At 70.0% G+C, this 16,738-nt stretch carries 16 protein-coding genes; 4 read left to right on the plus strand and 12 right to left on the minus strand.

Annotated elements, in window-relative coordinates:
* Positions 1–69: 69 nt before the first annotated feature.
* The 5 genes from IEY79_RS09370 to IEY79_RS09390 form a co-directional block, all read right to left on the minus strand.
* The gene (locus IEY79_RS09370; protein WP_189106908.1) at positions 70–1,056 is read right to left on the minus strand and encodes a glycine betaine ABC transporter substrate-binding protein; all 987 of its coding nucleotides are present in this window, start codon (positions 1,054–1,056) and stop codon (positions 70–72) included.
* Positions 1,056–1,898, minus strand: coding sequence for an ABC transporter permease (locus IEY79_RS09375; RefSeq protein ID WP_189106909.1), 843 nt, complete (start codon positions 1,896–1,898; stop codon positions 1,056–1,058). Before IEY79_RS09375 ends, IEY79_RS09370 begins: the two co-directional genes overlap by 1 nt.
* Positions 1,895–3,145, minus strand: coding sequence for a betaine/proline/choline family ABC transporter ATP-binding protein (locus IEY79_RS09380; protein ID WP_189107150.1), 1,251 nt, complete (start codon positions 3,143–3,145; stop codon positions 1,895–1,897). The genes IEY79_RS09375 and IEY79_RS09380 overlap by 4 nt, the downstream gene beginning before the upstream one ends.
* A gap of 124 nt (positions 3,146–3,269) precedes the next feature.
* Entirely contained in the window at positions 3,270–3,917 is a 648-nt protein-coding gene (locus IEY79_RS09385) for an ABC transporter permease (RefSeq protein ID WP_189106910.1), read from the minus strand.
* 29 nt (positions 3,918–3,946) lie between these two features.
* Positions 3,947–4,450: an Lrp/AsnC family transcriptional regulator gene (locus IEY79_RS09390; RefSeq protein ID WP_189106911.1), complete on the minus strand. Its 504-nt coding sequence runs from the start codon at positions 4,448–4,450 to the stop codon at positions 3,947–3,949.
* 132 nt (positions 4,451–4,582) lie between these two features.
* Between IEY79_RS09390 and hppD the strand changes: the two genes are divergently transcribed.
* Complete coding sequence (gene hppD / locus IEY79_RS09395) at positions 4,583–5,737, plus strand: 4-hydroxyphenylpyruvate dioxygenase (RefSeq protein WP_189106912.1); 1,155 nt, start codon at positions 4,583–4,585, stop codon at positions 5,735–5,737.
* Positions 5,738–5,865: 128 nt separating this feature from the next.
* Here the strand turns inward: hppD and IEY79_RS09400 are convergent, their stop codons facing one another.
* From IEY79_RS09400 to IEY79_RS09420, 5 genes are all read right to left on the minus strand, one after another.
* Positions 5,866–6,681, minus strand: coding sequence for an amino acid ABC transporter ATP-binding protein (locus IEY79_RS09400; RefSeq protein ID WP_308426660.1), 816 nt, complete (start codon positions 6,679–6,681; stop codon positions 5,866–5,868).
* 53 nt (positions 6,682–6,734) lie between these two features.
* Positions 6,735–7,520 carry an amino acid ABC transporter permease gene (locus IEY79_RS09405; protein WP_189106913.1) on the minus strand — a complete coding sequence of 262 codons (786 nt, stop codon included), beginning with the start codon at positions 7,518–7,520 and terminating at the stop codon, positions 6,735–6,737.
* A gap of 13 nt (positions 7,521–7,533) precedes the next feature.
* Positions 7,534–8,334 (minus strand): ABC transporter substrate-binding protein, encoded by an 801-nt coding sequence (locus tag IEY79_RS09410; RefSeq protein WP_229700771.1) that lies wholly within the window; start codon positions 8,332–8,334, stop codon positions 7,534–7,536.
* 103 nt (positions 8,335–8,437) lie between these two features.
* On the minus strand, positions 8,438–10,081 hold the full coding sequence (locus IEY79_RS09415) for a hypothetical protein (RefSeq protein WP_189106914.1): 1,644 nt from the start codon (positions 10,079–10,081) through the stop codon (positions 8,438–8,440).
* Between the two features lie 116 nt (positions 10,082–10,197).
* Positions 10,198–11,790: a tetratricopeptide repeat protein gene (locus tag IEY79_RS09420; protein ID WP_189106915.1), complete on the minus strand. Its 1,593-nt coding sequence runs from the start codon at positions 11,788–11,790 to the stop codon at positions 10,198–10,200.
* 98 nt (positions 11,791–11,888) lie between these two features.
* On the opposite strand from IEY79_RS09420, the gene IEY79_RS09425 reads away from it, so the two are divergent.
* On the plus strand, positions 11,889–13,307 hold the full coding sequence (locus tag IEY79_RS09425; RefSeq protein WP_189106916.1) for an FAD-binding oxidoreductase: 1,419 nt from the start codon (positions 11,889–11,891) through the stop codon (positions 13,305–13,307).
* 3 nt (positions 13,308–13,310) lie between these two features.
* Here IEY79_RS09425 and IEY79_RS09430 read toward each other — a convergent pair whose 3' ends face one another.
* Positions 13,311–13,787, minus strand: a complete 477-nt coding sequence (locus IEY79_RS09430) for an SsgA family sporulation/cell division regulator (RefSeq protein ID WP_189106917.1) — start codon at positions 13,785–13,787, stop codon at positions 13,311–13,313.
* Between the two features lie 231 nt (positions 13,788–14,018).
* Between IEY79_RS09430 and IEY79_RS09435 the strand changes: the two genes are divergently transcribed.
* A complete protein-coding gene (locus IEY79_RS09435) occupies positions 14,019–15,590 on the plus strand; it encodes an RDD family protein (protein WP_189106918.1) in 1,572 nt (523 codons plus the stop codon).
* 132 nt (positions 15,591–15,722) lie between these two features.
* On the plus strand, positions 15,723–16,430 hold the full coding sequence (locus IEY79_RS09440) for an RDD family protein (protein WP_189106919.1): 708 nt from the start codon (positions 15,723–15,725) through the stop codon (positions 16,428–16,430).
* On the opposite strand, the gene IEY79_RS09445 is transcribed toward IEY79_RS09440, so the two are convergent.
* Positions 16,416–16,694, minus strand: coding sequence for a hypothetical protein (locus IEY79_RS09445; protein ID WP_189107177.1), 279 nt, complete (start codon positions 16,692–16,694; stop codon positions 16,416–16,418). The genes IEY79_RS09440 and IEY79_RS09445 overlap by 15 nt on opposite strands.
* Positions 16,695–16,738: the final 44 nt, after the last annotated feature.

The raw sequence follows: 16,738 nt of genomic DNA on the forward strand, positions 1-16,738 counted from the left end.
GAAGTAGTTGCAAGGGTTCCTTTGCAACTACTTCTTTGCATGTCTGGGCGGGGCCCCGGCACCCCGGGCTCAGCCCTCCTTGATGAAGCCCTCCTCGATCAGCCAGTCCTTCGCCACCTCGTGCGGGTCCTGGCCGTCCACATCCACCTTCGCGTTCAGCTCCTGCGCGATCCCGGTGTTCAGCCGCTTGCTGAGCGGGTCGAGCAGCCCCGCGATCTCCGGGTACTTCTTGTACGTCGCGCTGTGGATCACCGGCGCCGCGTTGTAGTTCGGGAAGAAGTGCTTGTCGTCGGTGACCGTGTCCAGATTCATCGCCTTGATCCGGCCGTCCGTCGTGAACACCTCACCCACCAGGCAGGAGTTGGACTTGGACGCCTGCGTGTAGATGATCCCGGCGTCCATCTTCTTCACACTGGCGGCCGGGATCTTCATCCCGTACGCCTTCACCATCCCCGGCAGCCCGTCGTCCCGCGACGCGAACTCGTTCTCCACGCAGATCGTGACCCCGTCCGGCTGCTTCTTCGACAGCGCGGCGACGTCCGACATCGTCTTGAGCTTGTACTTCGCGTTGTTCTTCTTGCTGATGCCCAGTGAATAGGTGTTGTTGAGCGTGGACGGCGCCAGCCAGCTGACGTCGTGCGAGCGGTCCGCGTCCCGTACGGCCGTCCACTGGTCCCGCGAGCCGGTGATCGGCTTCTCGTTGCCGAGGTAGGTGATCCAGGCCGTGCCCGTGTACTCGTACATCGCGTCGGCGTCGCCCTTGACGATCGCCTCGCGCGCGCTGATCGAGCCCGGCAGATTCGTCCGGTCCAGGACCTCCGCGCCCGCCGCCTTGAAGATCAGGCCGATCATCTGGCCGAGGATGATGTTCTCGCTGAAGTTCTTCGAAGTCACCGTCAGCGAGGCGCCCTTGAGGGGTTCGCCCTGGCCGACCGAGCCGGGGGCGACCTCGTCCACCATCGGGGAGCCGCTCTTGAGACCGCACCCGCTGAGGGTGGCGGCGCTCAGCAGCAGCGCGGCACCGACGGTCAGGAGCCTTCGGTCGATGTAGCGCATCAGCGCTCCTCCAGTCCGCGCGGGGTGAGGGCCACTTCGACCAGCGACGCCAGCCAGTCGATCAGCAGCGCCAGTGTCACCGTGAGCACCGAGCCCAGGATCAGGACCGGCATGCGCTGCGTCTGGATGCCCGAGGTGATCAGGTCACCGAGCCCGCCGCCACCGCCGAAGGTCGCGAGTGTCGCCGTGCCCACGTTGAGTACCAGTGCCGTCCGTACGCCCGCCAGGATCAGCGGTACGGCCAGCGGGAGTTCGACCCTGCCCAGTGTCCCGAGCGGTGACATCCCGATGCCGCGCGACGCCTCGACCAGCTGCGGGTCGATGGCCTTCAGACCCGCCACGGTGTTGGCGAGCACCGGCAGCACCGCGTAGATGACCATGCCGATGATCGCCGTCGACGGGCCGATGCCCAGCCAGATCACCAGCAGCGCCAGGAGTCCGAGGGCCGGGGTCGCCTGCCCGATGTTGGCGAGCGCGGTCACGGCCGGCGCCGCCCTGGACAGCCCGCGCCGGGTCAGCGCGATGCCCAGCGGGATCGCGATGATCAGCACCCAGAAGGTGGAGACCGCGGTCAGTTCGATGTGCTGCCACAGCCGCAGCCGCACATTTCCGTTGGCGAGCGAGTTCCTCGCGATCGAGTCGAGCGAGACGTTCGTGATCCAGGCGAAGGTCACCAGCAGGACGACCGCGACCACGGCGGGCACCGTCAGCAGCTTGGCCCGGGTTATCCGGCGCTTCGGGGCGCTGGGCGGCGGGGCCGGTTCCGACTCCTCGTCCCGGAAGGCGTGCCCCTTGACGTCGTACTCGCCCGGTGGGCGCTGGTTCCGTGGGGGAGCGCTCATACGTCCGCACCGCCCGCCGGCTCCTGGCCGGTCCGCTGCTGTCGCCGCTCCGCCAGCTCGTGCTGGTGCTCGAAGGCGGTGAGCCTGTCCGCCTCCAGCATTTCCTGGACGGACGTCATCAGCGTTTCCATGTCGACGACACCGATGTACTCGCCGCGCCTGCCGGTCACGGCGACCCGGCCGCCGCTCTCGGTCAGGACCGCCTCCAGCGCGTCGTGCAGGGTGGCGTCCCTGGTCACCGTGTGGTGCACCAGCTGGCCGGCGTTGGCGAGCGAGCCCTTGGCCCGCGACAGGTCGCCGCGGCGCAGCCACTTGTACGGGCGGTTCTTCCGGTCCAGCATCAGCAGTTCGTTGTGCGGGCCGCTGCTCAGCCTGTCGAAGATCGACTGGAGCGGGTCCTCGACCGTCACCGACGGGAAGTCGGCGATCTCCACCTCCCGTACGCGCGTGAGGTTGAGCCGCTTCAGCGCGGCCCCCGCGCCCACGAAGCCGGACACGAAGTCGTCGGCGGGGTTGGTGAGGATCGCCTCGGGGGTGTCGAACTGGGCTATGTGCGAGCGCTCCCGCAGGATCGCGATCCGGTCGCCGAGCTTGATCGCCTCGTCGAAGTCGTGCGTCACGAACACGATCGTCTTGTGCAACTCGTGCTGGAGACGTATCAGTTCGTCCTGGAGATGGTCCCGTGTGATCGGGTCGACGGCGCCGAACGGCTCGTCCATCAGCAGCACCGGCGGGTCGGCGGCGAGCGCCCGCGCCACCCCCACACGCTGCTGCTGGCCGCCCGAGAGCTGGCGCGGATAACGGCCGTGGAACTCGCGGGGGTCGAGCCCGACCAGGTCGAGCATCTCCTCGACCCGGTCCTTCACCTTCGACTTGGACCAGCCGACCATCTTCGGTACGAGCGCGATGTTCTCGCCGACCGTCATGTGCGGGAAGAGACCGGAGGACTGGATCGCGTAGCCGATCTGCCGGCGCAGCTTCACCGGGTCCATGTCGGTGACATCCTCGTCGCCGATCCTGATCCGCCCGGAGGAGGGCTCGATCAGCCGGTTGATCATCTTGAGGGTGGTCGACTTACCGCAGCCGGAGGGGCCGACGAGGATGACCGTCTCGCCCGCCTTGATCTCCATCGAGACGTTCTCGACCGCCGGGTTGGGGCTGCCCGGATAGCGCTTGGTGAGGCCGTCGAGCTGGATGGTGGCGCCGCTCGTGGAGGCGGTGCCGGCGGTGCCACCGTTGGTGGGCACGGCGCGGGCCGTGGTGCCGGCCGTGGCCGTGGCCACGGGCTTGACGCCGGCCGTCGGCACGGCCTCGGCCTCGGCGTCGGTCACGGCCTTGTCTGCGGCCCCGGCCGGCGTCGGGTCAGCGGTCTCAGACACGGATCCCCCTCGGGATGGTGAGTCGGCCGAGCAGGACATACGCGGCGTCGAAGAGCAGGGCGAGAATGACGATGCCGATCGTTCCGGCGAGTACCTGGTTGATCGCGTTGGCGCTGCCCAGCGAGGCGATGCCACGGAAGATCTCGTTGCCGAGGCCGGGCCCCGACGCGTACGCGGCGATGGCGGCGATGCCCATCAGCATCTGGGTGGAGACCCGGATGCCGGTGAGGATCGGCGGCCAGGCGAGCGGTAGCTCGACCTTGAGCAGCCGGGCGGTACGTGACATGCCGATGCCCTTGGCGGCGTCCACCAGATCCGGGTCCACGCCGCGCAGTCCGACGACGGCGTTGCGCACGATGGGCAGCAGCCCGTACAGCGTGAGGACGATCACGGTGGGCGCGACGCCGAGACCGACCAGCGGGATGAGCAGACCGATGGCGGCCAGGGAGGGGATGGTCAGGATGGCGGCGGTGGAGAGGACCGCCAGACTGCCGCCCCAGGGGCTGCGGTAGGTCAGTACGCCGATGACGACACCCAGGACGGTGGCGATCACCATGCACTGGAAGACGGCGCTGGCGTGCTGGAACGAGTCGGTGAGCAATTGCTGGTGGCGATTGGCCAGATAGTCCCAGAAGTCCACGGCGCTCCTCTCTGGTCGGTCGCGGTCGGTCAGTCGCCCGGCAGGCCGGGCGGCCGGTCGCCGTCGGTGTCCTGGGCGGCCTGCTCCACCAGCGGGATGATCCGCAGCGGAACGGGGTTCTCCATGACGATCGCCGTGGAGGCCCGCTGAATACCGGCGAAACCGACAACCCGGTCGATCACCCGTTGGAGATCGGCGTTCGAACGAGCGACGAGTCGGCAGAGCATATCCCCGGTTCCGGTGGTGGTATGCAGTTCGAGGACCTCTGGAACGCCACTCAAATGGGCTCGAACATCAGAACCTTGTCCTTGTTTGATCTCCAGGGTTGCGAACGCCGTAACTGGGTAGCCGAGAGCGGCCGGATCGACGTCCGGACCGAACCCCCGGATGACGCCGTTCGTCTGAAGACGGTCCAGCCGCGCCTGCACGGTGCCGCGCGCCACCCCCAGCCGGCGCGACGCCTCCAGCACCCCGATGCGCGGCTCGCGTGCCAGCAGGGAGATGAGCCTGCCGTCGAGCCCGTCGATACCCATGGCGCCTCCTGAGGCGGTTCGTGGTGGTCATCCTGTGCAGATGGTCCGGTCATCCTCGCCTCCGGCTGTACAGACTGCCCAGCGAATGCGCGAACTGTTGCGCACCTTGCGGAACGGCGAGACGCTGCCGTCATGGCAGATACCTCGGTGAACCTCGACTCCGCCCCGTCCACCGCGCGCGACGCCGACCCCTTCCCGGTCAGGGGAATGGACGCCGTCGTCTTCGCCGTCGGCAACGCCAAGCAGGCGGCCCACTACTACTCGACGGCGTTCGGTATGAAGCTGGTCGCCTACTCGGGCCCCGAGAACGGGAGCCGCGAGACCGCGAGCTACGTCCTCACGAACGGCTCGGCCCGCTTCGTCTTCACGTCCGTCATCAAGGCGTCCACCGAGTGGGGGCGCTTCGTCGCCGGCCATGTCGCCGAGCACGGCGACGGTGTGGTCGACCTCGCCATCGAGGTGCCGGACGCGCGTGCCGCGTACGCCTACGCCACCGCTCACGGCGCGACCGGCCTCCAGGAGCCGTACGAGCTCAAGGACGACAACGGCACGGTCGTACTCGCCGCCATCGCCACGTACGGCAGCACCCGCCACACCCTGGTCGAGCGGTCCGGGTACGAGGGCCCCTACCTGCCGGGCTTCGCCGCCGCCGAGCCGATGGTGGCCGCTCCCGAGAAGCGCACCTTCCAGGCGATCGACCACTGTGTGGGCAACGTCGAACTCGGCCGGATGAACGAGTGGGTGGCGTTCTACAACAAGGTCATGGGCTTCACGAACATGAAGGAGTTCGTGGGCGACGACATCGCCACCGAGTACTCCGCCCTCATGTCGAAGGTCGTGGCCGACGGCACCCTCAAGGTGAAGTTCCCGATCAACGAGCCGGCGGTCGCGAAGAAGAAGTCGCAGATCGACGAGTATCTGGAGTTCTACGGTGGTGCGGGCGTCCAGCACATCGCGCTCGCGACGAACGACATCGTCAGCTCCGTACGGACGATGCGGGCGGCCGGTGTCCAGTTCCTCGACACCCCCGACTCGTACTACGACACCCTCGGCGAGTGGGCGGGCGAGACCCGGGTGCCCGTGGAGACCCTGCGCGAGCTGAAGATCCTCGTGGACCGTGACGAGGACGGCTATCTGCTCCAGATCTTCACCAAGCCGGTCCAGGACCGGCCGACGGTCTTCTTCGAGATGATCGAGCGTCATGGCTCGATGGGCTTCGGCAAGGGCAACTTCAAGGCCCTGTTCGAGGCGATCGAGCGGGAGCAGGAGAGGCGCGGCAACCTCTGACACGTCGTTCGGCACCGCTCGACGTTCACCGCGGGGTCGGCCGCGACCCGGCCGACCCCGCGCCCTGGGCCGGTCTGGTGGCGGTCGGCCGCTGACTCCAGCGGTCGACCGCCACCACCGGACGGGCCCTACTCCTTCGTACCCCGCGCCCTGTCCTCGCTCAGCCCGGCGGCGGCCGGGTCGAGGAGGCGGGAGAGGAAGGACTTGGTGCGGCTGTGGCTCGGGTCGCCGATCACCTGGGCCGGGGAGCCCTCCTCGACGATGACCCCGCCGTCCATGAAGACCACCCGGTCGGCGACCTCCCTGGCGAAGCTCATCTCGTGCGTGACGACGAGCATCGTCATCCCCTCGTCGGCGAGCGAGCGCATCACCGCGAGGACGTCACCCACCAGTTCGGGGTCGAGCGCGGACGTCGGCTCGTCGAAGAGCATCAGCTCCGGGTCCATCGCCAACGCCCGTGCGATGGCCACCCGTTGCTGCTGCCCGCCGGACAACTGGGCCGGATACGACGACTCCTTGTCGGTCAGACCGACCCGCGCCAGCCGCTCGCGGGCGACCCGCGCCGCCTCCTCCTTGCCGCGCCCCAGCACCCGGCGCTGAGGGAGCGTCAGATTCTGGAGGGCGGTCAGATGGGGGAAGAGGTTGAACGACTGGAAGACCATCCCGATGCCGCGGCGCACCTTGTCGATGTCCACGTCCGGGTCGGTGACCTCCGCGCCGGCCACCAGAATGGTGCCCGACGTCGGCTCCTCCAGCCGGTTCACACAGCGCAGCAGCGTCGACTTGCCGGACCCCGAAGGGCCGATGACGCACACCACCTCGCCGCGCGCGACCGTGAAGTCTATGCCGGTGAGGACCTCCAGCGAGCCGAACGACTTGCGCAGGGCCCGTACTTCGATCGCGGGCGCCTCCCCGGACGCTCCCGTCGGCCGGGACGCCTTCACGTCCGGCGCCGGGTCCGTCTCCGAGGACTTGTCCACCGGTTCCTCCACCCCGCTCACCTCGCCCTTGCCGTACGCGCTTCGAGCCGCCGGACCAGATGGCCCAGCGGCAGGGTGATCACCAGATAGCAGAGACCGGCGATGAGGATCGGCGTGAGGCTGCGGTTCTGGTTCAGGGCGTCCCGGCCGAACTTGGCGAGCTCGTACTGGGACAGGGACAGGCCCAGCAGATAGACCAGCGACGAGTCCTTCGTCAGCAGGATCAACTCGTTGGTCAGCGGCGGCAGTACGATCCGCAGGGCCTGCGGAATGATGATCGAGACCATCGCCCGCCCCTGCGACATCCCGAGCGAACGCGCGGCCTCGGTCTGCCCCTTGGGCACGGCCTGGATACCGGCCCGGAGGGTCTCCGCCATGTAGGCGGCGCCGACCAGGCCCAGGGCCAGCATCACCGTCACGTACTGGTTGATCGCCACCTGGAAGGCCAGCGGCACACCGAACCCGAGGGCGATGAAGACCAGCAGCGCGGGAACGCCCCGGAAGAACTCGATGTAGACAATGGCCAGCCAGCGGTACGGCGGCACCTGCGACAGCCGCATCAGCGCGAGCAGCAGTCCCAGGGCCAGCCCGAACCCGAAGCCGAGCAGGGTGTAGATGACGGTGTTGACCAGCGCGGTCGTGATGATGTCGGGGAATTGGGCCTTGGCGACCTCGACATCGAAGAAGGCTCGCTGGATCTCGCCCCAGTCGGCGGCCTGGGCGATGGCGAGCACCACGACGGCCAGGACGGCGTACTGAACGCTCCTGATGACGCGGGTCCGTTGTCGGCGGGTCATGGACATCTGTGGTGGTTCCTCAATTCTTGGGAGCGGCGGGGAACCACTTCTTGTATATGGCGTCGTAACGGCCGTCCGACTGGGCCGCCTTGATCACCTTGTTGATCTCCGCGCGCAGGGCGTCGTTCCCGGTCCGCACCCCGACGCCGTACTTCTCGCCGGTCTCGAACTCGGCCGTGACCTCGGTGTCCGGATTCTTGCGTACGTACTCGAAGAGAACGCCGTTGTCGTTGACGGCGGCGTCGACCTGGCCTGTCTTCACGGCCGTGAGCAGCAGCGCCAGGTCCTCGAACTGGACGGTCTCCACGTCCTTGCCGTTCTTCTTCGCGTACTCCTCACCGGTCGTACCCTGCTGGACGCCCAGCTTCTTGCCCTTCAGGCTCGCCAGCGAGTCGTAGCCGGCGCCCTTCTTGGTGACCAGGGCCTGGGTGGCCTCGAAATAGGGGTCGGAGAAGTCCAGGTTCTCCTCACGTACGGGCGTGATCGTCATGCCCGCGGCGGCGACGTCACACTTGCGGGCGTTGAGGTCCTCGCCCGTCTGGATGCCCTCGAAAGGCGTGTCGACGATCTCCTGAGTGACCTTCAGCTCCTTGGCGACCAGATCCACCAGGTCCACGTCGAAGCCGACGATCTTGTTGTCCTGGCGGGACTGGAAGGGCTCGTACGGCAGATGGGTGCAGGTCGTGAGCTTCCCTGACTTCACCAGCTCCACCTTCGAGCCGTCGGACCCGGAGGTCTCGGTGCTCGTACATCCGGTCATGGCGACGAGGGCGGCGGCGGTGGTTACTACGGGCAACACGAACGCGGTGCGCGGGGACAAGACGCCTCCAAGCGAGGGACGGACGAGGGCCCACAAGGTGTGTGAGTTGCGCAGATCTTGCCATCGGAGGTGCCGGATGTCTCCTCCGAACGGGTTCCGCCCGTTACACGATCGGCTGCGTCCGGGTGCAGTTCTTCCACTCCACCCACGGCCGGGCGCCGCCGTTCTTCGGACCGGTGGCGTACGTCGGGTCGCCGGTGATGGCCTGGTTCTTCTCCTCGTGCGTGATGTCGATGCCGAACAGCTTGAACCCCATCGTCACCTGGCCGGCCGAGATACCGAAGCCGATCCCCAACGAGGCGTTCCACCAGTCGGTGTTGGCCTTGTAGTCCAGCCGCGACAGCTTGCCCTTGTCGTGCAGCAGCCGCTCCAGCGGCCCCGCGTCACTTCCCGGTACCTCCGCCGCCTCCGACGGGGTGGGCAGGGCGTCACTGGCGGGGAAGTCGCCGCGACCGCGCAGCCAGTCCTCGACCAGCTTGCTGTCCGTGTCGTTGTCCAGGACCAGCTCCGCCGACTCCGTGTGGATCTGCGACTCGATCGTGCCGCCACCGCCGCCGACGTCGATGGTCACCGGCGTACCGGGGACATTGGCCCCCGCGCCGACCTGGACGCCGCCGCCCGCGCCGTTCTCCTCGCTGGTGGTGATCACCAGCTTCTCCGGCCGGTGCTCCTTGCCGTCCTTCTGCTCCTGGTCGTAGGTCGCCGCGTCGTACGTGACGGCCACCTGCTGCATCCGGGTCGCCTTGCCCTGCGCGCCCTGACCGCTCTTGCCGTCGACGCTGAGGGTGTAGACGAAGGTGATCTTCCCCGCGTCCGGGCCGGTGTTGGTCCGCATGACCACGACGTCCTCGGTCATCGAGCCGGTGAGCCCGTCGGCCGAAACGCTGCCGAGGTCCTTGGACTTGCCGTTCTCGTCCTTGCCCCCGGCGCCCTTCTTGAAGGACTTGCCGAAGCTCAGTCCGCCCGACGCGTCGGTGGTGGTCTTGGTGATGTCGACGTCCGGCATCCGCTCGGGGTTGGCCGACTGCATCTGGGACACGGCACTGTTCTTGCAGCCGACCTGGCTGATCGGCGAGACGGGCGAGCCGATCATCGCGTCGCACGTGTCCGACTGCTTGAGCGCCGCCGCGAACTCCTCGGCGTCGGCGAGGTTCGCGGCGAGGTCGGCCTGCGGGTCGTCACTCTTGTTGCTCGCGAACACCCACTGCCCGCCCTGGCCCTTGCCCTTGCTGTAGGTGCCGTTCAGCGAGGCGCTGCCGCCCCAGTCCTTCAGCCCCGGTATCCCCGCCGAGACGCTGGCCGTGACACCGACACCGCTGTCCGTCACGCGCTCCAGGGTGACCGTGCCGTCCGACCACTGCTGGACCTTGAGCTGTTCGGAGCCGCTGATCTTGATGAAGATGATCTGGATCACGACCGTGGTCTTGGTCTGATCCTGGGAGAGCAGGCACTTCGCGGGCTGGAACGGGTCGCCCGGGGGGCCCTCGGGTATCTCGCCGTCCCCGCCGCCATCTCCGCCGTCGTCCCCGCCCCCACCGCCGGAGTCGCAGCCCTCGCCGCCGTCGCCCGTGTTGACGATCCGGCAGACCGCGTCCTCCAGCGCAACGGCCGTGTCGGTGGGGACGGTCAGCGCCACGATCGCGGCGACTATCGCCGCGACGACGCCTATCAGAGCGACGTACTCGACACCGCCCTGGCCTCTGTCGCGCGGCCGACGCGGCCTTGGTACGCACTCCGTGCCGTTCATCCGGACTCCTCGCCCAAGCCGTCGCCCGTTTCCCCGGGCGAGAGGAGACTAAGGACGGGACCGGGCCCAGACGCAGGGCCTCAGGGCCCAGTTACGGGCCCACCGGAGGTGATCATTCAGCTTCGGGCGGCGGAAGATGCCGATACGGGCCGTGTGGGCGTGGGTGCGGGCTCCGACCAGGCCGGCGACGCGGACGGCACCGGCGGCGCGACCGACCGCGCGGGCGGCGTCGCCGGTGTGGACGGCGACGGCACCGTGCTTCTCGACGGCGCGGTGGGCCCCGCCGTCAGCGGTGTGCTCTCGCCGTCGCCGTACATGTCCTTCGGACCGCCGCCGGGCAGCTCGCCCAGTTCCGCCAGCGCCGCACGGGCCTTCGGCGCCAGCAGCGGCGAGAAACGCGGATTCGTCCGCAGCGCCTCGTCCAGATGGCGGCGCGCCGGGCCCTCCATCCCGAGTTCGCGTTCGATCTCTCCCCGGTGGTACGAGAAGAGCGCGCTCCGCATCCCCTGTTCCGTCGCCCTCTTCGCGTAGGGCAGCGCCTTCCGCGCCTCACCCGCCCGGTACAGCGCCCAAGCCAGCGTGTCGGACACCTGCATGCTCCGGTGGCCGCGCCGCCACTCCGCCTCCAGCCGCTCCACCGCCGCCCGCGGACTGCCGTGGTCGGCCTCGAAACGGGCCAGCGTCAGCTCCTCGTTGACGCCGTCGGCCTGAGCCCTCGCCGTACGGTCGCGGAGCAGCTCGTACTGGCTCCGCGCGTCCCCGTCCAGCCCCAGCGAGTCGTACAACTCGCCCAGCTCCAGGGCGTATTCGGGCATCGGGCGCTCGGCGAGGGCCGCCTGGTAGTCCTGGCACGCCTCCTCCGTCCTGTCCAGCGCCGCGAGGACACGCGCCCGGCCCGCCAGCGACGCATGGTGGTCCGGCGCCACCTTCAGCGCGGCGTCGTAGTAGCGCAGCGCGTCCGTCGGCTCGCCGCGCTCCCAGGCGAGCCCGCCGAGAGCGTTCAGCGCGCCGGACCTCTCGGCGGGCGTGGCCGCCTTCCCCGCCGCCTCGTCCGCCTTCGCCGCCGCGTCCTCGCGCCAGCCGCGGTCACGGTAGACCAGCGACGACACGGACAGCACGCGTACGCCGGAGCGCAGCGACCGCAGCTTGTCCAGGGCCCTGCCCGCTGCCGCGTAGTCGCCGAGCCCGTTGTACGCGTCGATCAGGACGGGGTACGTCGTCCAGCGCGCCGGGGCCGCCTTCCGTACCGCCTCGCCCCACTTCCTGGCCGCCGCGTAGTCGTGCCGCGCGTTCGCCAGCGCGGCCAGGCCCGTCGTCGCCGCCGGGTTGCGCCGCTCGCCGGGGGCGACGGCGAGCGAGCGCCGCAGCGCCTGCTCGGCCTTCGGGTAATACGCCGTGTCCGCCCGCAGCCCGCCCCGCTCCACGTACGCCGCGCCCAGCACCGCCCAGGATCCGGCGTCCTTCGGGTTCTTCCGCAGCCACGCCTCCCGGTCCCTGATGAGCGCCGCCACGTCCGGCAGCGAGGCGGGACCGCCCGCGCCGACGGCGGCCCGCGCCCGCGCCTCGGGGCCCGGTGGAGGCGGCGCCTCGTCCCCGTCCGGGACGAACACCAGGACGCCCACGACGAGGACCGCCCCCACACCCGCGGCCAGTGCCGCCCTGCGGATGTGCCTCATGTGCCGCGTGTTCCAGGTGTTCTTGGCATCCATGTGATTACTGTGCGTCAATACGAAGACCACACCCGTCCTTGCGGATGTGGATCGCAGACGGGTTCACACCGATGGCCCCGGGGTGCCACGCTGGGATCATGGATGACCTCGTCGCGGCCGCGCCCACCGCCTCCCCAGCCACCGTCGCCACGGACGACCTCCTCGCCCAGCTGCGAGCCGGTCTGCCCGCCGAAGCCCTGATCACCGACCCCGACATCACGGCCTCCTACGCGAACGACATGGCGAGCTTCTGCGAGGCGGGTTCCCCCGCGGTGGTCGTACTGCCGCGCACCGTCGAGCAGGTCCAGCACGTGATGCGCACGGCGACGGCCCTGCGCGTCCCCGTGGTGCCGCAGGGCGCCCGTACGGGACTGTCGGGCGCCGCCAACGCCTCCGACGGCTGCATCGTGCTGTCCCTCGTCAAGATGGACAAGATCCTGGAGATCAGCCCGGTCGACCGGATCGCGGTCGTCGAGCCCGGCGTCGTCAACGCGGTGCTCTCCCGCGCCGTCGGCGAACACGGTCTGTACTACCCGCCGGACCCCTCCAGCTGGGAGACGTGCACCATCGGCGGCAACATCGGCACCGCGTCCGGCGGCCTGTGCTGTGTGAAGTACGGCGTCACCGCCGAATACGTCCTGGGCCTGGACGTCGTACTCGCCGACGGCCGCCTCCTGACCACCGGCCGCCGCACCGCCAAGGGCGTCGCCGGATACGACCTCACCCGGCTGTTCGTCGGCTCGGAGGGCAGCCTCGGCATCGTCGTCAAAGCCGTCCTCGCGCTCAAGCCGGCGCCGCCCCAGCAGCTCGTCCTGGCGGCCGAGTTCGCCTCGGCGTCCGCCGCCTGCGACGCCATCTGCCGGATCATGGAGCGCGGGCACACCCCGTCCCTGCTGGAGCTGATGGACCGCACCACCGTCCGCGCCGTCAACTCGCTGGCGAACATGGGCCTCCCCGAGACCACCGAGGCGCTGCTGCTCTGCGCCTTCGACACCGCGGACCCGGCGGCCGACCTCGCCGCCGTCGGCGAACTCTGCACGGCGGCCGGCGCCACCGAGGTCGTCCCCGCCGACGACGCCGCCGAGTCCGAACTGCTGCTCCAGGCACGGCGGCTGGCGCTCGTCGCGCTGGAGGCGGTCAAGGGCACCACGATGATCGACGACGTGTGCGTGCCGCGCTCACGGCTCGCCGAGGTCCTTGAGGGCATCGACCGCATCGCGACCAAGTACGACCTCACGATCGGCGTCTGCGCCCACGCGGGCGACGGGAACACCCATCCCACCGTCTGCTTCGACGCCTCGGACCCGGACGAGTCCCGGCGCGCCCGCGAGTCGTTCGACGAGATCATGGCGCTGGGCCTGGAGCTGGGCGGCACCATCACCGGTGAGCACGGTGTCGGCGTCCTGAAGAAGGAGTGGCTCTCCCGCGAACTGGGCCCGGTCGGCATGGAGTTGCAGCGCGGCATCAAGAAGACCTTCGACCCGCTGGACCTGCTGAACCCCGGAAAGCTCTTCTGACCCTCAGCACTCACCCTCCGCGGACTCGTCCGACGGCCAAGGGTCCCGCAGCCACAGGTCGTCGGCCGGCATCGGGGCGAGCAGCCGGGCCAGCCCGGCGTCGATCCCCAGCCGGTCGGCCTCGGTGTCCGGTGGCACCAGCCGCAACGTCCGCTCCAGCCACGCCGAGACCGCCGCCCACGGAGCCTCCAGGAGTGCCTCGCCGTCGGGGGAACTGAGCGCCACGCACAGGACGGTGCGGCCGTCGACCTTCGTGGGCCAGATCCGTACGTCACCGTGCCCGCACGGCCGGAACACCCCTTCGACCAGAAGTTCGCGTGCGAACGTCCAGTTGACGGGCGTGTCCGAACTGATGTGAAAGGTGATGTGCACCGCGTACGGGTCCTCCGTGCGGTACGTCAGCCTGGCGGGGACAGGGATACTGCGCTCGGGCGAGAGCACCAGATTGAGCTCCAGCTCGCGTTCCACCACGGTGTGCATGTCGAGTGCTTCCTTCCTCGTACGACGCCCGGGAGTGGGCCGTACCGATGGAGAGCGCCGACTCCCGCCGTCATTACGCGACTTCGGGCAAGAACTTGCTCCCGCGACCTACCGTGACTCTTTCGTGACCGAATCGAGGTCCAAACGGCTGGATGGCCCCTGGGCCATGCGGTGGTCTGATAGATGTGGACCCTTGAGTTGAGCCCATCGAAGAGATACGGGACCACGGTGATGAGCGCCCCGACCTCGGCAACCGGAGACGGCAGCCCTTCCCCCGGCTACTACCCGGACCCGTCCATCCCCGGATACGTCCGGTACTGGAACGGCGGCTCCTGGGTACCCGGCACCAGCCGGCCGGCGCCGCAGGCCGGCGAGGCCATGCCGGAGCCGCCCCAGGGAGCGGCGTCGGCCCCCACTCCGCCACCGGCCCGGCGGACCCCGGCCCCGGCGGTCGAGGAGACGGGGCCGATGTTCTTCGACGAGGACCCGGCCGAGGAACCCCGCCAGGAACCGGCCTCCGTCTGGCAGGCGGACACCCGGCGGCAGACCGGCTTCGGCGGCGAGCATGACGCCCGGGTCTCCTGGGGCGAGGGCCCGCAGGACTCCCGCGGCCGGCCCGGCGAACAGGGCACGCAGGGCCCGCAGAGCGCACCGGAACCGGAAGACGCCAGGGACCCCCGGTACGCGCGCGACCCCCGGGTGCCCGGCCAGGCCGCGGAACCGGCGGCCGACCCCACGGGCGGCGCACTGCCCGGCGTACGGTCCCTGGGACCCGGCCCCGGAGCGGGCGGGGACGACGAGGACCCACCCCGCAACGAGGGCACGGTCGCGATCCGCGTCCCGCGCCCCGGACGCGGCGGGCGGGGCCAGGCACAGGGTGGTCAGGGTGGCCAGGCCCGGAGCGGCGAGGCGCCCGCCGTCGGCGGCGCCGCCGTCGGCCCGGTCGGCGGCGTACCGCAGGGCCGGCAGGCCGCCGGCCGTACCGGCCAGACCGAGGGCACCATGGCGCTGCGCGCCCTGCGGCCACGCTCGTCCGGCCCGGCACCCGCCGCGCCCGCCCAGCCCCAACCCCACACGCCCCAGCCGCCCCAGACCCCGCAGCAGCCCGACGTGCTCGGGTCCCGGTCGATGCAGCCGCCCGCCACCCCGGTCGCACCGGGCCCCGGCGGCGGCGCGCCCTCCTGGGCCCAGCAGGTGCACCAGCTCGCGCAGTCACCCTCGACGCCGTCCACCGGGGCCGACCCCGCGCCGGGGCAGCCGGTCGTGCCGTGGAAGCCGCCGGTCGACGACCCGTTCCTGCGGGCCGCGCAGGCCCAGGCGGCGGCCCGCCCCGCCGGGCTCGGCAAGCGGTTCGCCGCCCGGCTGATCGACACCGTCGTACTGCTGGGAGTCGTCGGGGCCATCTCCGTACCCCTGGTGTCCAAGGCGCTCGCGCACATCGACGACAAGGTCGAGGCCGCGAAGCAGACCGGCGAGACCGTCACCGTCTGGCTGATCGACGGGACCACGGCCGGCTACTTCGGCGGGGTGCTCGCCGCGCTGCTCGTCATCGGCGTCCTGTACGAGGCGCTGCCCACCGCCAAGTGGGGCCGCACGCTGGGCAAGAAGCTGTTCGGGCTGGAGGTGCGGGACATCGGGTCGTTCGAGTCCCCGTCGTTCGGCTCCGCCCTGCGCCGCTGGCTCGTGTACGGCGTGCTCGGCGTGCTCGTCGTCGGCATCGTGAACGTGCTGTGGTGCTTCTTCGACAAGCCGTGGCGGCAGTGCTGGCACGACAAGATCGCGCGCACCTTCGTCGCCGGGTGAGCCGGGGGTGAGCCGAAGCAAGCCGGGCACCGTGGCACACGGGGGATGACGCCGGGTCACCCGCGGCCGGGGGCTCCCCCGAACGGCGGGTGATCCGTTGCGGGCGTCCACGCGGCGCGGTGCACTGCCCCCATGAGCAACGATCAGCCGCCGCCCGGTCAGCCGCCCGAGGACGACCCGTTCCGTAAGCAGCCGCCGCCCGGCGAGACGCCGCCGCCCGGTGGCCCGCCCCCGGGTGGCGGTACACCGCCGCGTTACGGTGAGCCGTACGGGGGCGCCAACCCGCCACCACCGGGTGACCCGTACGGCGGATCGGCTCCTCCGCCCCCCGGTGACCCGTTCGGCGCGAACGATCCGCTGCGCGGGATGCCGCCGCTCGCGTCCGTGAGCAAGCGCGTCCTCGCGCGCATCGTCGACTGGATCATCGTCGCGGTCCCGCTCGCCGTGATCGCCATCCCGTTCAGCGTCTACCGGCACTGGTCGGACGAGTCCAACAGCTGGGACGACACGGTCAACGGCATGAACGGCGGCGGCCAGTGGGTCTTCCGGATCATCACGATCATCGCGTACGTCGGCTACGACATGGTGATGACGCAGTGGCGTGGCCAGACCATCGGCAAAAAGCTGTTCAAGATCCGTGTCGCGATGCTCAACGACGGCCGGGTCCCCGACTCCCGTCCCTCGTTCCTGCGGGCCGTCGTGCTGTGGCTGCCCGCGCTGGTCTGCTGCGCCTGCCTCTGGCCGCTGCTCCTGCTGATCCTGCTGCTGCTCGACCGGCCCTACCGGCAGGGCCTGCACGACAAGGCGGCGAGAACCGTCGTGGTGTCAGCGCCGCAGTGACGCGGGAACCCGGGTCTCGGCGGCGGACTGCGACGGGACGACGGGAGCCGCATCGGAGTGGTTCGCGGGACTCGTACGGACCGGCTCCGCAACACGCGGGCGCACCGCCTTCACCGAGACGAGAAGGCCGAGACAGAGGGCGACCAGTGCGATCACCGCGATGCCGACGACCGATGTGACGCCGGAGAGCAGCAGCATCACGAGTGTGGAGAGGACGACGGTGGCGGAACCGTAGGCAAGCTGTGCGGCAGTCGGACGCGGCATGGCTGATCCGTCCCTCGGGGCAATCGGGTTTGTTTTCGGGGATG

Origin of the sequence: Streptomyces camponoticapitis (assembly GCF_014646115.1) — a bacterium.
Lineage (GTDB): Bacteria > Actinomycetota > Actinomycetes > Streptomycetales > Streptomycetaceae > Streptomyces > Streptomyces camponoticapitis.

Coding starts and splice junctions, on each gene's coding strand:
- IEY79_RS09370 (WP_189106908.1), bottom strand. CDS start 1,056: ATGCGCTACATCGACCGAAGGCTCCTGACCGTCGGTGCCGCGCTGCTG.
- IEY79_RS09375 (WP_189106909.1), bottom strand. CDS start 1,898: ATGAGCGCTCCCCCACGGAACCAGCGCCCACCGGGCGAGTACGACGTC.
- IEY79_RS09390 (WP_189106911.1), bottom strand. CDS start 4,450: ATGGGTATCGACGGGCTCGACGGCAGGCTCATCTCCCTGCTGGCACGC.
- hppD (WP_189106912.1), top strand. CDS start 4,583: ATGGCAGATACCTCGGTGAACCTCGACTCCGCCCCGTCCACCGCGCGC.
- IEY79_RS09405 (WP_189106913.1), bottom strand. CDS start 7,520: ATGTCCATGACCCGCCGACAACGGACCCGCGTCATCAGGAGCGTTCAG.
- IEY79_RS09415 (WP_189106914.1), bottom strand. CDS start 10,081: ATGAACGGCACGGAGTGCGTACCAAGGCCGCGTCGGCCGCGCGACAGA.
- IEY79_RS09420 (WP_189106915.1), bottom strand. CDS start 11,790: ATGGATGCCAAGAACACCTGGAACACGCGGCACATGAGGCACATCCGC.
- IEY79_RS09425 (WP_189106916.1), top strand. CDS start 11,889: ATGGATGACCTCGTCGCGGCCGCGCCCACCGCCTCCCCAGCCACCGTC.
- IEY79_RS09430 (WP_189106917.1), bottom strand. CDS start 13,787: ATGCACACCGTGGTGGAACGCGAGCTGGAGCTCAATCTGGTGCTCTCG.
- IEY79_RS09435 (WP_189106918.1), top strand. CDS start 14,019: ATGAGCGCCCCGACCTCGGCAACCGGAGACGGCAGCCCTTCCCCCGGC.
- IEY79_RS09440 (WP_189106919.1), top strand. CDS start 15,723: ATGAGCAACGATCAGCCGCCGCCCGGTCAGCCGCCCGAGGACGACCCG.
- IEY79_RS09445 (WP_189107177.1), bottom strand. CDS start 16,694: ATGCCGCGTCCGACTGCCGCACAGCTTGCCTACGGTTCCGCCACCGTC.